Source organism: Streptosporangium sp. NPDC020072, assembly GCF_040631445.1.
Taxonomy (GTDB): Bacteria; Actinomycetota; Actinomycetes; order Streptosporangiales; family Streptosporangiaceae; genus Streptosporangium.
This window is the reverse complement of the sequence record NZ_JBEYAB010000004.1, coordinates 292,496-307,457: the sequence shown is the minus strand read 5'-3', so window position 1 is coordinate 307,457 and position 14,962 is coordinate 292,496. Positions and strand designations below refer to the sequence as shown.

At 67.7% G+C, this 14,962-nt stretch carries 11 protein-coding genes; 6 read left to right on the top strand and 5 right to left on the bottom strand.

Features of this window, described 5'->3' with window-relative positions:
* Position 1 precedes the first annotated feature (1 nt).
* From trxA to disA, 3 genes are all read left to right on the top strand, one after another.
* Complete coding sequence (gene trxA, locus ABZ470_RS11015) at positions 2-316, top strand: thioredoxin (RefSeq protein ID WP_352014096.1); 315 nt, start codon at positions 2-4, stop codon at positions 314-316.
* A gap of 165 nt (positions 317-481) precedes the next feature.
* Positions 482-1,882: a DNA repair protein RadA gene (radA, locus tag ABZ470_RS11010; protein ID WP_352014097.1), complete on the top strand. Its 1,401-nt coding sequence runs from the start codon at positions 482-484 to the stop codon at positions 1,880-1,882.
* A gap of 79 nt (positions 1,883-1,961) precedes the next feature.
* The gene (disA, locus tag ABZ470_RS11005) at positions 1,962-3,062 is read left to right on the top strand and encodes a DNA integrity scanning diadenylate cyclase DisA (protein WP_352014098.1); all 1,101 of its coding nucleotides are present in this window, start codon (positions 1,962-1,964) and stop codon (positions 3,060-3,062) included.
* Positions 3,063-3,122: 60 nt separating this feature from the next.
* Here the strand turns inward: disA and ABZ470_RS11000 are convergent, their stop codons facing one another.
* Positions 3,123-3,998: an A/G-specific adenine glycosylase gene (locus ABZ470_RS11000; RefSeq protein ID WP_362911194.1), complete on the bottom strand. Its 876-nt coding sequence runs from the start codon at positions 3,996-3,998 to the stop codon at positions 3,123-3,125.
* A gap of 122 nt (positions 3,999-4,120) precedes the next feature.
* Here ABZ470_RS11000 and ABZ470_RS10995 point away from each other — a divergent pair, with 122 nt between their 5' ends.
* The 3 genes from ABZ470_RS10995 (at position 4,121) to istB (ending at position 7,155) form a co-directional block, all read left to right on the top strand.
* The gene (locus ABZ470_RS10995; RefSeq protein WP_362911193.1) at positions 4,121-4,816 is read left to right on the top strand and encodes a hypothetical protein; all 696 of its coding nucleotides are present in this window, start codon (positions 4,121-4,123) and stop codon (positions 4,814-4,816) included.
* Positions 4,817-5,098: 282 nt separating this feature from the next.
* Positions 5,099-6,334: an IS21 family transposase gene (gene istA / locus ABZ470_RS10990; RefSeq protein ID WP_362911192.1), complete on the top strand. Its 1,236-nt coding sequence runs from the start codon at positions 5,099-5,101 to the stop codon at positions 6,332-6,334.
* Positions 6,334-7,155, top strand: coding sequence for an IS21-like element helper ATPase IstB (gene istB / locus ABZ470_RS10985; protein ID WP_362911191.1), 822 nt, complete (start codon positions 6,334-6,336; stop codon positions 7,153-7,155). Before istA ends, istB begins: the two co-directional genes overlap by 1 nt.
* 1,014 nt (positions 7,156-8,169) lie before the next feature.
* On the opposite strand, the gene ABZ470_RS10980 is transcribed toward istB, so the two are convergent.
* The 4 genes from ABZ470_RS10980 to ABZ470_RS10965 form a co-directional block, all read right to left on the bottom strand.
* Positions 8,170-9,120 (bottom strand): TIM barrel protein, encoded by a 951-nt coding sequence (locus ABZ470_RS10980; RefSeq protein ID WP_352014101.1) that lies wholly within the window; start codon positions 9,118-9,120, stop codon positions 8,170-8,172.
* A gap of 347 nt (positions 9,121-9,467) precedes the next feature.
* Complete coding sequence (locus ABZ470_RS10975; protein ID WP_352014102.1) at positions 9,468-11,975, bottom strand: ATP-dependent Clp protease ATP-binding subunit; 2,508 nt, start codon at positions 11,973-11,975, stop codon at positions 9,468-9,470.
* A gap of 265 nt (positions 11,976-12,240) precedes the next feature.
* Positions 12,241-12,573 (bottom strand): Lsr2 family protein, encoded by a 333-nt coding sequence (locus tag ABZ470_RS10970; RefSeq protein ID WP_184724583.1) that lies wholly within the window; start codon positions 12,571-12,573, stop codon positions 12,241-12,243.
* 1,362 nt (positions 12,574-13,935) lie between these two features.
* Positions 13,936-14,962 (bottom strand): RDD family protein (locus tag ABZ470_RS10965; RefSeq protein WP_362911190.1); only part of this gene is annotated, 1,027 nt, incomplete at its 5' end.

The window sequence follows — 14,962 nt, the reverse complement described above, 5'->3', positions numbered from 1 at the left end:
AATGATCACCCTGACCGCGGAGAACTTCGCAGAACAGGTGCTGGAGAGCGACAAGCCCGTCCTGGTCGACTTCTGGGCCGAGTGGTGCCCGCCGTGCCGCATGATCGCGCCGGTCCTCGACGAGATCGACGCCGAGTACGGCGACCGCGTCACGATCGCCAAGATCAACTCCGACGACCACCCCGAGATCAGCGCCAGGTACGGCGTGCTCGGACTGCCCACGCTCAACCTCTACAAGAACGGCGAGGTCGTCAAGCAGGTCGTGGGCGCCAAGCCCAAGCGCCTGCTCCTGGCCGAGCTCGAAGGCCACATCTGAGCCCGTGGGGCCCTTCCCGGTGATCCACGGGGAAGGACCCCACGACTCAGGCGGGGACCGAGCCGCCCCAGAACCCGCAGCACCGCCTGCGCATGGCCGGCCTCCTCGCCCGCGCCCGGGACACGACGGGTGAAGTTGTCGGTCGGGACCGGTAGCCTCGCGGCCATGGCAAAGAGGGTCGGCTATCGCTGTGGTGAGTGCGGTTGGCAGACCGCCAAGTGGGTCGGTCGCTGCGGCGAGTGCCAGGCCTGGGGCACGGTCGAGGAGGAGACCGCGCGCGGCGGCGTCAACGTGGCCTCCGCGGGCGCCGTCTCCGCCCCCGCCGTCCCGATCGGCGAGGTCAAGGCCGAGGTCGCGCAGGCCCGCAGCACCGGGGTCGGCGAGCTCGACCGGGTGCTCGGCGGCGGCCTGGTCCCCGGCGCGGTCGTGCTGCTGGCCGGAGAGCCCGGCATCGGCAAGTCCACACTCCTGCTTGAGGCGGCGGCCAAGATCGCGCGCCAGCAGACCGTCCTCTACATCACCGGTGAGGAGTCGGCCTCCCAGGTGCGGCTCAGGGCCGACCGGATCGGCGCGATCCAGGACCGCCTCTACCTCGCGGCCGAGACCGACCTGGCCGCGCTGGTCGCCCATGTGGAGAAGGTCCAGCCCGACATGCTCGTCGTCGACTCGGTGCAGACGATCGGCTCGACCCTGGCCACCGGCGTCCCCGGCGGCGTCACCCAGGTCAGAGAGGTCGCGGGAAACGTGATCAGGCTGGCCAAGGAGCGCGGCATGTCCACGGTCCTGGTCGGCCACGTCACCAAGGAGGGCTCCATCGCGGGCCCCAGGACGCTTGAGCACCTGGTCGACGTCGTGCTCCACTTCGAGGGCGACCGCCACTCCCGGCTCCGCATGGTCCGCGCGATCAAGAACCGGTACGGTCCCGTCGACGAGGTCGGCTGCTTCGACCTGCACGAGAACGGCATCGAGGGCATCGCCGACGCCAGTGGCCTGTTCGTCTCCCACCGCAACGACCCGGTCCCCGGCACGTGCGTGACCGTCACCCTTGAGGGCACCCGCCCGCTGCCCGCCGAGGTCCAGGCCCTGGTCGCGCGGACCGAGGCCCAGCAGCCGCGCCGCTCCTCCTCCGGGCTCGACACCTACCGCGTGACGATGGTGCTCGCCGTGCTCGAACGGCGGCTCAACGCCAAGCTCGGCGGCTGCGACGTGTTCACCGCGACCGTCGGCGGCATCAAGCTCAGCGACCCCGCGGTCGACCTGTCGGTGATGCTCGCCGTCGCCAGCGCCGCCGGGGACAAACCGCTGCCCCCCGGCCTGGTCGTGCTCGGCGAGGTCGGCCTGGCCGGTGAGCTCCGCCCGGTTCGCGACGTACGGCGCCGCCTGTCGGAGGCCGCCAGGCTCGGCTTCACCCGCGCCCTGGTCCCCTCCGGGTCCCTCGACTCGGGCAAAAGGCGCAACGGCGACCGCACCCTGGTCCCGGTCGGCGGCCGGGGCACATCCTTCATGCCAGGTTTCGATGTCGTTGAGGCGGAAAACGTCTGGGACGCCCTCACTCATGTCACTTAGGAGAGGCGATCCGGTGATTCCGGACTCGGGGGGACCTTCGCCGGTAAGCTAGACCTTATACGCGGACCACGGGGGTCATGTGGCAGCCACCTACAAAGGACTCGACGAACAAGGACTCGACGAACGCCGCAGAAGTGTCCTGGCCGCGGTCGCGCCGGGCACCGAGCTGCGCGACGGCCTGGAACGCATCCTTCGCGGCCACACCGGCGGTCTCATCGTGCTGGGCTACGACAGCACGGTCGAGGCGATCTGCAGCGGCGGGTTCGAGCTGGATGTCGAGTTCTCCGCCACCCGACTGCGCGAACTGGCCAAGATGGACGGCGCCATCGTGCTGAGCTCCGACGACCACAAGATCGTCCGAGCCGCGGTGCACCTGATGCCCGATCCATCCATCCCCACCGACGAGTCGGGCACCCGGCACCGTACGGCCCAGCGCGTCGCCGTGCAGACGTCCCTTCCCGTGATCTCCCTCAGCAAGTCCATGCGGATCATCGCCCTCTACCTGGGCGGCATCCGCCATGTGCTGGAGGAGTCGGCGGTGATCCTGTCGAAGGCCAACCAGGCGCTGGCCACTCTGGAGCGATACAAACTCCGGCTCGACGAGGTCTCGGGCACGCTGTCCGCCCTGGAGATCGAAGACCTGGTGACCGTCCGCGACGTGGCCGTGGTCGCCCAGCGCCTGGAGATGGTCCGGCGCATCTCCAACGAGATCGCCGGCTACGTGGTCGAGCTCGGCACCGACGGCCGGCTCCTCTCCCTGCAGCTCAACGAGCTGGTCGCCGGGACCGAGAGCGACCGTGAGCTGATCGTGCGCGACTACCTCCCCATCTCGGCACGACGTCCGCGCCGCTTCGCCGACGCCCTGCACGACCTCGACCAGCTCTCCTCCGACGGCCTGCTCGACCTGACGGCCGTCGCGCACGTGCTCGGCCAGTCGGGTACCGACGTCCTGGAGAGCCCGGTCAGCCCCCGTGGCTACCGGCTGCTGGCCAAGGTGCCCCGCCTGCCCGTGACGGTCGTCGACCGCCTGGTCGACCAGTTCGGCAGCCTGCAGAAGCTCCTGGCCGCCAGCATCGGCGACCTGCAGGAGGTCGGCGGCGTCGGCGAGGCCAGGGCCCGGCACATCCGCGAGGGCCTGTCCCGCCTGGCCGAGTCGTCCATCCTGGAACGTTACGTCTGACCCGCCCTCCCGGGGTTCCACCGCGAACCGGCCCTCAAGCCGGTGCGTGCCTCGGCGATCTCAGGTGGGAAGACGGTAGGTCCCGTCGTCGAGAACCTCCGCCAGCCCGTCAGCGACCAGGCCGTCCAGCGCGCGCTCCCGCTGCGGGGCGTCGTCCCAGACCACGTCGAGAGCGTCCTTGGGGACGGGCTCGTGGGCCTGACGGAGTACGGCCAGCAGCCGCCCCCGGCACTGACGGTCCGTACCCGCGTAGGTCTGCCCCTTACGCGCCGGTCCCTCGTAGGGCGGTTTGCCCGCCAGCCGCCAGGCGCACAGGCCGACGACCGGGCAGTCGGCGCAGCGGGGGGCGCGAGCCGTACAGACCAGGGCGCCGAGTTCCATCACGGCCACCGCCCAGACCGGGGCGTCCTCCTCCCCGGGCAGCAGCGAGGCGGCGAGCTTGCGCTCGACGGGCGTGGTGGCCTTCGGGGGATACTCCTCCCCCCGCACGGCCCGCGCGAGGACCCTGCGCACGTTGGTGTCCAGCACGGCGTATCGCCCCCGGAAGGCGAAACTGGCCACCGCGGCGGCGGTGTACTCGCCGATACCGGGCAACGTCAGCAGGGTCGCGTGGTCGGAGGGCACCTCCCCGCCGTGCTCGTCGGTGATCACCCTGGCGCAGGCGTGCAGGTTGAGGGCACGCCGTGGATACCCAAGACGCCCCCAGTGCCGTACGGCCTCACCCGGCGGTTCCTTGGCCAGGGCCGCGGGCGTCGGCCAGCGCTCCATCCACTCCGTCCAGATGGGAAGCACCCTGACCACCGGAGTCTGCTGCAGCATGATCTCGCTGACCAGGATCGACCAGGGGGAGGCGTCCTCGGTCCGCCATGGAAGGTCACGCGCGTTGTCGGCGTACCAGGAGAGGACAGGCTCCAACAGGAGGTTCGACTCGGGCACTCTCCGACGATAGTGCCGTTCCGGACGTGCTTCGCCGCCTTCGCCGGACCCCGCCCTCCGAAACGACGACCAGAGCGGCGGGTCGCCCTTCACGGCCCACGGAGAGTCACCATACTGTGCGTATGGATCCGGACACTTTCCGTAGTGATATAGGAGTGGACGTCTACTGGCGGCGGCGGATGGTCGCGCTCCTCGGTGTGCTCATGGTGGTCGCCCTGGTGGCATGGGCCTGCTCGGCAGGCGGACAGGACGACGACCCCCGGGCGAACGGCACGGCCACCGGGTCCCCGTCACCGGATCCGGTCCTGGCGCTTCTGCCCGCGGTGACGATCACCCCGACGCCTCCCTCCCCACGGTCCCCCGAGGCCACCCCCTCCCCGAAGGCCGCCGTCGTCAAGGCGAAGCCCAAGGTCCAGATCAGGCGCCCCGGCCAGACCTGCGACCCGTCCGACCTGGTCCTGGACATACGCGGACGGAGCGAGGTCTACCCCGGGGGCAGCCGGCCCCAGTTCATCGTCACGCTGGTGAACACCAACAAGGTGATGTGCACCGCCGACGTGGGGGCACGGGCGCTTGAGGTCCGCATCACCTCGGGCGACGACCGGATCTGGTCGTCCGCCGACTGCGTCAGCGGAGAGGCCGAGGAGATCCGCCGGCTCGACCGGGGCATCCCGTACGTCCGGCAGATCGACTGGAACCGGCACCGTTCCGGCAGCGACTGCTCAGCCCATCGCCCCGCCGCCAAGGCGGGAACCTATGTGGCCATGGTCCGCACTCCCGACCTCAAGAGCCACAAGGCCGTCTTCCACCTCCGCTGACCTGCCCTTCCCCCCATTACAGTTTCCGAGGCTTTTGCAACGCGGTTTCTCGGGGCTCACATCTTGGGATTCCGGGGCCGTACCGCGGTTTTTCCTGACCCGTCTACTTCTTCAGGACTTTTCCTTACCTGATAGGCCCACACCACCGCCCGCTTCTCAACCCGCCTCGGATTCCTCCAATTCACACCACCCAGATCGGTTTTCCCGGTTCTGTCAGCGACGGGTGAAAACTGACCCTGTGGCGACGGCCGAAAACTGACCCCCCTTCAGTCACTCTGGAGGGTGATCAAGGTGGAGGACTGGGCGGAGATCCGCCGGTTGCACCGAGCCGAAGCGATGCCGATCAAGGCCATCGCCCGGCGCATGGGCATCTCGAAGAACACCGTGAAAAGCGCGCTGGCGGCCGAGACACCGCCGAAGTACCGACGGGCCGGCAAAGGCTCGATCGTGGACGCGGTCGAGCCGCGAATCCGGCAATTACTGACCGAGTTCCCGGACATGCCCGCGACGGTGATCGCTGAACGGATCGGCTGGCAGCGGTCGCTGACCGTGCTCAAGGAGCGGGTGCGGCTGCTGCGGCCGCACTACAAACCGGTCGACCCGTCGTCCCGGACGACCTACCAGGCCGGGGAACTGGCCCAATGCGATCTGTGGTTCCCGCCGGTGAAGATCCCCCTCGGCGCCGGGCACCGGGCCAGCCCACCGGTACTGGTCATGGTGTCGGGCTATTCACGCTGGCTGATGGCCCGGATGCTGCCCTCTCGCACGGCCGGGGACCTGTTCGCCGGGCACTGGGCGTTGCTATCGCACCTGGGGGCGGCACCCAAGACGCTGATCTGGGACAACGAGTCGGCGATCGGCCAGTGGAAGCATGGCAGACCCCGGCTGACCGCCGACGCCACCGCGTTTCGCGGCGCTCTGGGCATCCGGATTGCCCAGTGCAGGCCCGGTGACCCCGAAGCCAAGGGGCTGGTGGAAAGAGCCAACGGCTATCTGGAGACCTCCTTTCTGCCCGGCCGCAGCTTCGCCTCCCCGCAGGACTTCAACGCTCAGCTCGCCGATTGGCTGGCCAAGGCCAACAGCCGTCATCATCGACGCTTGGAGTGTCGGCCCGCGGACCGGCTGGGCGCGGATCTGGCGGCGATGGTGGCGTTGCCGCCCGTCGCCCCTGCGATTGGATGGCGCGCCTCGGTCCGGCTGCCGCGCGATCACTACGTGCGGATCGCCTCGTGTGACTACTCGGTGCACCCTTCGGTGATCGGCCGGATGGTCGAGGTTGTCGCCGATCTGGGGCAGGTCAGGGTGACCTGCGCCGGGCAGGCGGTTGCCCGGCATGAGCGATGCTGGGCACCACATCAGACCATCACCGACCCCGCCCATGAACACGCCGCCGCTTTGCTGCGCGGCACGCGCCTGCCAATGGCGGCCGCCGCGACCGCCAGCTTGGCTGATACCGACGTCGAGCAGCGCCGGCTCAGCGATTACGACGTCATGCTGGGCATCGAGGGGGTGGCGTAATGGGTGAGGTGATGCCCGCGACGGGCAGGCCATCCACCGCTGCCTCCCGCAACATCGGTGCTGAGCTGGCTTATCTCACCCGGGTGCTCAAAGCGCCGTCACTGGCCGCCGCCGTCGACCGGCTGGCCGAGCGGGCCCGGGCCGAATCCTGGAGTCATGAGGAGTTCCTGGCCGCCTGCCTGCAACGAGAGGTATCGGCCCGTGAATCCCATGGCGGCGAGGCCCGGATCCGGTTCGCCCGGTTCCCGGCCCGCAAAGCGCTGGAGGACTTCGATTATGACCATCAGCGCTCTCTCAAGCGTGAGGTCATCGCTCATCTGGGGACGTTGGACTTCGTCGCCGCCCGGGAGAACGTGGTCTTCCTCGGCCCGCCCGGCACCGGCAAAACCCACCTGTCCATCGGTTTGGGTATTCGTGCCTGCCAGGCCGGGCACCGGGTCGCGTTCGCCACCGTCGCCCAGTGGGTCGACCGCCTGGCCGAGGCTCATGCCGCCGGGAAACTCCAAGACGAGCTGACCAAGCTGTCGCGCATCCCGGTCCTGGTCGTCGACGAGGTCGGCTACATCCCGTTCGAGCCCGAGGCCGCCAATCTGTTCTTCCAGCTGGTCTCCAGCCGCTATGAACGAGCGAGCGTAATCGTCACGAGCAACAAGCCGTTCGGCCGGTGGGGAGAGGTCTTCGGCGACGATGTGGTGGCCGCCGCGATGATCGATCGCCTGGTTCATCACGCCGAGGTCATCAGTCTCAAGGGAGACAGTTATCGCCTCAAGAACCGTGATCTGGGCCGTGTCCCCGCGACCGGCCACAGCAACGAGCAGTAATGATCAAGCACATCAAGGGGGTCAGAATTCAGGCGACGCCAGGGGGTCAAGGTTCAGCCGCCGTTGACAGGTTCTTCCGCATAGCCTTTTCCGGCCTTCACCTGGCGTGCCCTCTCCACACTCACACGCGGTTTCACCCTCCCGCGCCCAGGCCACGAACTCCCCCTGAAGCCCACCCTCTGCCTCACGGGCCACGCTCCGCCCAGCCCACACCCCGCAGACGCGCAGCTCCCCAAACCGAGCCGTGGACCTTCCCTGACTCCACACCTCAGCGCCCGCCACGCCACTCCCCATGCCGAACCGTGGCCCTTCCCTGACTCCGTCCCGGGCCCCCTATCCATGCCGCAGACCCACCGGGCTGTGGGTTTCCCCTGGCCTCGTCCTGGCTCCCGCTGTACGCACCGAGGGTGGCGGCCTGGTCCGACGTGATCACTACCGAAGAACCGTTGACTTCGTCTGCCCAGCGCCCTCCAGCCCGCTGAAGCAACCCGCGCGACCCCCACCCGGAACCAACCACCGCAGCTGAAGCCCCCACGCGGAAAGGAGCGCATAGCTGAGCTGAACCAGCACGAGCCCAACGAAACCCGGCCCATGCGCGCCAAAGGCAGTTCCGGCACCTTTCAACGCCCGAACCAAGGAAATTAGGCCTGTTGCCCTCGGTGCTCCCACCACCTGAGCCGAGGAAACCGACGCCCCCCACACCAGGAGTGAGGGGTTTTGCCTGTGCTTTACCGGTGCCAAGTGTGAGGAGTGTCGGCTTGGGCGCGTCGGTGCTTGGACTGAGGAGTGAGGGAGCGCAGCGGACGAACGACGAGGGAAAGCGCCGACCCGAAGCGCCCAAGCCCGCGACGCCGCCAGGCGGAGCAAAGAGACACGGTTCGGGTGCGCCGGCGCTTGGACTGAGGAACGCAGGAGCGAAGCGACGCAGTGACGAGGGAAAGCGCCGGCTCGAAGCACCCGAACCCGCGACGCCGAGGCGGCGCAAAGAGACACGCCGCCGGGCGGCGCAAAAGGTCACGCAGCGAGTGTCAGGCCCAGTGCCGTCAGGTTCGTCCTTGCCCAGTCGAGTTCCTCGGCGATCATGTTGACCAGGGCGCCGGGGCCCTTCGCGCGCAGCGGTACGGCCAGGCCGTGGGTTTCGACCTCGATGTGGGCCGTGCCGTTCACCGCGCCGGAGAGCATCGCGGTGAGGGTGTCCTCAAGTACGGAACGGGTGCTGGGGAGCTCCTGACAGGCGTCACCGAAGTGGTTGTGGACGTGGCCGAGCTTGACGACGGGGGCACCCGCGGCGGCCAGGCCGCGCAGGGCGTCCTCCGGCTGCTCCGCGCCGCCCGCGAGGTGGCAGGCGTCGAGGCAGACGCCGAGATGCTCGGAGTCGATGCCGCAGACGCGTTCGAGGGCCTGCTTGGTGGTCTCCAGCACACAGCCGGGCCAAGGCTCGAAGCCGACCCTGACCGTCTTTCCGGTGACGCTGTAGAGGCCGCGCAGTTCGCGGGAGAGTCGTTCGAGGCGGCGGGCCGCGATGGCGTGCAGGTCGGCGGGCCAGTCACGGCGCCAGCCGATGGGGATGGTGGAGATGCTGCCGAACTGGACGTCGTCCGGGAGCAGGAAGGCCAGGATCTTGGCCAGGGACATCGTGTAGCGGTACCGCTCGGGCTTGGCCCAGTCGGGGCCGGGGCTCTCCTGGTTACGGCCACCGGTGCCGTTGAGGCTGACGACCTCCAGGCCGCGCTCCTCCAGGGAACGGCGCAGGCGGACCAGTTCGATCCGGTCGGCGATGAGGTGGTCGGCCACGCTCGGGGAGAGCCAGAGTCCGACGCCCATCCGCCCGACGCCGAGGCGCTTGCGCACCGGAACGGCGTACCTGGTCAGGTGGGCGATCAGGTTCTCCAGGTCCTCAGCGGGATGGACGCCCGCGTTGTAGGACAGGTGAACGAGAGTCCCGTCCTGGTGTCGCAAACGCATCCGATGCCTCCAAGCGTGTGGTGCTTTCGATCAGGTGGTCCTGGGACCCGCCTGGTGGGCCGAGCATCCCGCGCGGAGGCCGGTCACCGCGTCACCTCTGCAGGTGATTCGCCGGTACGCCGCGCGGCTGACCCCGGAAGGCGATCTCGCCGCGGAAAGCACGATGTGTGGCTCACTTGGTGAGCCTTGGCCAGGCTCACTCTACAGAGTGTAGTACTACCTTTGGTGGTAGGACACCTCCTTGTATAACAAATGAGCAGACCCCGCCGTGATGTCTCACGACGGGGTCTGCTTCAGTTCTCTGACCTGCCGGTCCTTCGGGGATGGAGCCCCGGGGACCGTTCGGCCTAGTGCTGGATCGGCTCCGCGATGGCGGCGGCCGAGTCCGGGACACGGTCCGTGGGCGCGGCCTCGCCGACGAAGGTGAAGGTGGCGTTGTCACCCTCGCCCTCGACGCCGATCTTGACGATCTGGCCGGGCCGGAGCTCGCCGTACAGGATCTTCTCCGACAGCGTGTCCTCCAGCTCGCGCTGGATCGTACGGCGCAGCGGGCGGGCACCCATCACCGGGTCGTAACCGCGGTCGGCCAGCAGCTGCTTGGCGTCGTCGGAGACTTCGAGACCCATGTCGCGGTCCTTCAGGCGCAGCGCCACCTGGGCGAGCATCAGATCGACGATCTTGATGATCTCCTTCGGCGTGAGCTGGTGGAAGACCACGATGTCGTCGACACGGTTGAGGAACTCGGGCCGGAAGTGCTGCTTGAGCTCCTCCTGCACCTTGGCCTTCATCCGGTCGTAGTTGGACTCGTTGTCGTTGGCCTTCGCGAACCCGACCCCGATGCCCTTGGAGATGTCACGGGTACCGAGGTTGGTCGTCATGATGATGACGGTGTTCTTGAAGTCGACCACCCGGCCCTGGGCGTCGGTCAGGCGACCGTCCTCCAGGATCTGCAGCAGCGAGTTGAAGATGTCCGGGTGCGCCTTCTCGATCTCGTCGAAGAGGACCACGGAGAACGGCTTGCGCCGCACCTTCTCGGTGAGCTGACCGCCCTCCTCGTATCCGACGTAGCCGGGAGGCGAGCCGAACAGCCTGGAGACGGTGTGCTTCTCCATGAACTCGGACATGTCCAGCATGATCAGCGCGTCCTCGTCCCCGAAGAGGAACTCGGCGAGCGACTTGGACAGCTCCGTCTTACCGACACCGGAGGGACCGGCGAAGATGAACGAGCCACCCGGACGGCGCGGGTCCTTCAGACCGGCGCGGGTGCGGCGGATCGAGCGGGACAGACCCTTGATGGCGTCGTCCTGGCCGATGATCCGCTTGTGCAGCTCGTCCTCCATGCGGAGCAGTCGCTGGGACTCCTCCTCGGTGAGCTTGAAGACCGGGATGCCGGTGGCGGTGGCCAGGACCTCGGCGATGAGCTCCTCGGTGACCTCGGCCACGACGTCCATGTCGCCGGCCTTCCACTCCTTCTCGCGGCGTTCCCGCTTGAGCTGGAGCTGCTTCTCCTGGTCGCGCAGCGCCGCGGCCTTCTCGAAGTCCTGCGCGTCGATCGCGGACTCCTTGTCGCGCCGCACGTTGGCGATCTTCTCGTCGTACTCACGCAGGTCCGGCGGCGCGGTCATGCGGCGGATGCGCATGCGCGAGCCGGCCTCGTCGATGAGGTCGATCGCCTTGTCCGGCAGGAACCGGTCGCTGATGTAGCGGTCGGCGAGCTGGGCGGCGGCGACCAGGGCGCCGTCGGTGATGGAGACCCGGTGGTGGGCCTCGTAACGGTCGCGCAGGCCCTTGAGGATCTCGATCGTGTGGCTGAGGCTGGGCTCGGCCACCTGGATCGGCTGGAAGCGGCGCTCAAGCGCGGCGTCCTTCTCCAGGTGCTTGCGGTACTCGTCGAGCGTGGTCGCGCCGATGGTCTGCAGCTCACCACGGGCCAGCATCGGCTTGAGGATGCTGGCGGCGTCGATCGCGCCCTCGGCGGCGCCCGCGCCGACGAGCGTGTGCAGCTCGTCGATGAACAGGATGATGTCGCCGCGGGTGCGGATCTCCTTGAGCACCTTCTTCAGGCGCTCCTCGAAGTCACCGCGGTAGCGCGAGCCCGCGACCAGGGCGCCCAGGTCGAGGGTGTAGAGCTGCTTGTCCTTGAGCGTCTCCGGAACCTCGCCCTTGACGATCTTCTGCGACAGGCCCTCGACGACGGCGGTCTTGCCGACGCCGGGCTCGCCGACCAGGACGGGGTTGTTCTTGGTCCTGCGGGACAGGACCTGCATGACCCGCTCGATCTCCTTGTCCCGGCCGATGACCGGGTCGAGCTTGCCCTCGCGGGCGGCCTGGGTCAGGTTGCGGCCGAACTGGTCCAGCACAAGGGAGGTCGACGGCGCCGTCTCCTGCGGACCGCCCGAGGCGGCCGGCTCCTTGCCCTGGTAACCGTGGAGCAACTGGATGACCTGCTGCCTGACGCGGTTGAGATCCGCGCCCAGCTTCACCAGCACCTGTGCGGCGACACCCTCGCCCTCACGGATGAGGCCGAGCAGGATGTGCTCGGTGCCGATGTAGTTGTGTCCCAGTTGCAAGGCCTCACGGAGCGACAGCTCAAGGACCTTCTTCGCACGCGGGGTGAAGGGAATGTGCCCCGACGGCGCAGACTGCCCCTGGCCGATGATCTCCTCGACCTGCTGACGCACACCTTCAAGACTGATGCCGAGGCTCTCCAGAGCCTTGGCGGCAACGCCTTCACCTTCATGGATCAAGCCAAGAAGAATGTGCTCCGTACCGATGTAGTTGTGGTTGAGCATCCGGGCCTCTTCTTGGGCCAGGACGACAACCCGCCGTGCGCGGTCGGTGAACCTCTCGAACATCTCGTCGCTCCTCACAGAGCGGTCAGGCAGGTCCGGGATATCCGGGCCCTGTCATCCCGCATGGTAGCCCCGACCCGGCGACCGCTCTACGCAGAAGACGTTCCCCGAGAGCAGGGCGTTCACCCTCCATCCAACTACTTGCGGGGGGTGCGATGTTCCCGATACGCCGCAAGCGAACGACGTTTATCGGCCGCTCAAACGCGTCATGCGGTCATGGCCGCCACCGGACCCCACCGTGGCCGCCATAACCGCATGATTCAACGATCTAGTGAGCCGCTTCGTACTGCTCGACGATCTTGGAGGCGATTCGACCGCGCTCGCTGACGTTGAGGCCGTGGGACTTGGCCCACGCCCGGATGTCGGCGCTCTTCTCCCTCGTGAGTGCCCGGGTACCACCCGCACGACGACGGCGAGGAGCCAGAGCACCGGAACGACGGGCGCTCTGCACGAAAGGCGACAGGGAGTCGCGGAGCTTCTTCGCGTTTACGTCGCTGAGGTCAATCTCATAGCTGGTGCCGTCAATCGCGAAGGCGACGGTCTCATTGGCCTCGCCCCCATCGAGGTCGTCGATGAGTATCTCCTGGATCTGCTTGGCCATCTACGCAATCCTTTCGCGGAGTATTGTTTCATTCGCTAGCTAAACATATACCCGCAATCGGAGAGCGGCAATTCCAGGAGCCCGGCGATTCTCGTCGCCCCGCGAGCCCGGGGAGTGATCAACCGTTCTGCGACTCGACCTGATCCCGTCGTTTTGCCGGGCGACGGCCGGCGGCTTCACTCCGAAGAAGCTTGACAACTCCGTAGATGAAGGCCCCGCCGACGACCACCGGGGGTATCAACGCGGACAATACCTCGTTCATTCGTCCTCGCTCCGCACCGTGGGTAACTTTCGGAGACCATGGAAATTTTGCCTGCGACAACCCGGGCCACGCTGGGAGGACGCGCTCGATCGGTCCGGTTCCGTCCACGGATGACCATAGCGTCACCTGCGGTCGGTGGGTGTCACTGGGGCAGACAGACCTGCCGCTCACTACCTTAATGCTTCTCTCCAGCCGTCTTACCGGTTGCGCTCCGTAAAGCCGGAGGGAAAAACCGGCAGGGCGATCTTGTGATGATCACTCCACCGGAAAACCATTGCGGTCCCGGCTCGGCGACTGCGGAGCCGTACGGCCTCCTGCTCACGTAGCCCCTGGTGAGGGGTCTGGAAGGGAAGATCAAACGGGCCGTCCACGAAGCCGGAGATCACCTCGGGCGGGTTCACCGCCGACAATGCCCCTGGTGCGAAGAACACCCGTATGGATAGTTGCCCTCTTCATGTTGCGGGGGGCCGTGGTGCGACTCCGCCGACAGAAGAAGACGGATCTTCCTTGTTTTCTTACCAAGAGTACGTCCTTGTCTGGCATCTAGGACATAGTCGTAGACCTTATAACCACCAAACAGGAGCGGACTCCGTAACAACCATGTGACACCAGGACGCCTCCTGAGCCATCGCTAAGAAGCCTCGGGAAGGGGAAGTCGGGTGGCGGGACAATCCCTTGGGGGACGCGAAGTCGGCGCCGCCCGGGAGGATGCCCTCCCCCGGCCGCGATCCATTCGGCCGTCTGTCCGCGAACTCCCCGCGGCGCGCGTTCTCCCTTTGGGGCCCCATAAGACCGTGTGGACGGCTGTCCAAAGGCCGCACCGCGTAGTTGTTCATCCCGCGGCCCTTGGGGGTGGGGGCGCCGTGACGTCCGTGGCGCACGGCGTTTGTCGGCGAGGGAGGGGGGTGGACGGCCATAACGCTCCTCGTGCCGCCTCGAATGGGTTTGCGCTTCCATCGCGTCCTGAGGGGCCCTCGTTACCGGGCACGCCCTCCGGCGTGTTTCCCGTCACACGCGAACGCGCACACGAAACCCGGCGCACCGGGGCGCGGACACGAAAAGGGACCGGCGGTTCAACCCGCCGGTCCCTTTTCCCGCGACTACTTGGTCTTGACGACCACCGTCGCGGCGACCTTGTCGTGCAGGCACTGCTTCAGGGGCTTGTCCCACAGCTGCCAGAGCACGTTCACCAGAGTGAAGATGTTGAGCACGAATCCGACCAGCGGAATGCCGCTCAGTGCGTAGGGGCCGTAGGAGACGCCCGCCCGCTTGATGGCGACATCGGGGGAGAGACCGCCCTGCAGAGCGCCTCCCACCCGGACGACCTTGATACCCATGACCATCTTGCCGACGGTCTGACCGTTCTGCCGCAACATCAGGAACTCATAGGCGACATAGATCAGACCGGCGATGATGGTGGTCAGGAAAGTCGACAGGGCGTACCCCGAGGGCTGGGTGATCACACCGCTCTCAAGGTCGAAACCGCCGTTGGTGATAAGGATCGCCGCGAGCACAAGGCTGAGGATCACCGTGGGGATCGCCAGAATGATGCCGTCGATCAACCTCGCCACCAGACGCTGCCACCATTCGGCCAGCGGAGCCGGCGCACCGGGGGGCGTGACCCCCTGGGGACCGTACCCCTGGCCGTACATGGACGCCTGGGCGCCGTAACCGGGTTGCTGGCCGTAGCCCTGCTGACCGTAGTCGGGCTGCCCGTAGGAGGGCTGCTGACCGTAGGACGGCTGGGCCGCCTGCTGACCGTAGTCCTGGCCGTAGGAGGGCTGAGCGGCCTGCTGGCCGTACCCCTGCTGCTGACCGTAGTCCTGACCGTAGGAGGGCTGGGCGGCCTGCTGGCCGTAGCCCTGCTGCTGGCCGTAGTCGGGCTGCCCGTAGGCGCCCGTCCCACCCTGCTGACCGTAACCCGGCTGGGCGGCCTGCTGGCCGTACCCCTGCTGCTGACCGTAGTCCTGGCCGTAGGAGGGCTGAGCGGCCTGCTGACCGTAACCGGGCTGGGCGGCCTGCTGGCCGTAACCCTGCTGCTGGCCGTAGTCGGGCTGCCCGTAGGCGCCCGTCCCACCCTGCTGACCGTAACCCGGCTGGGCGGCCTGCTGGCCGTACCCCTGCTGC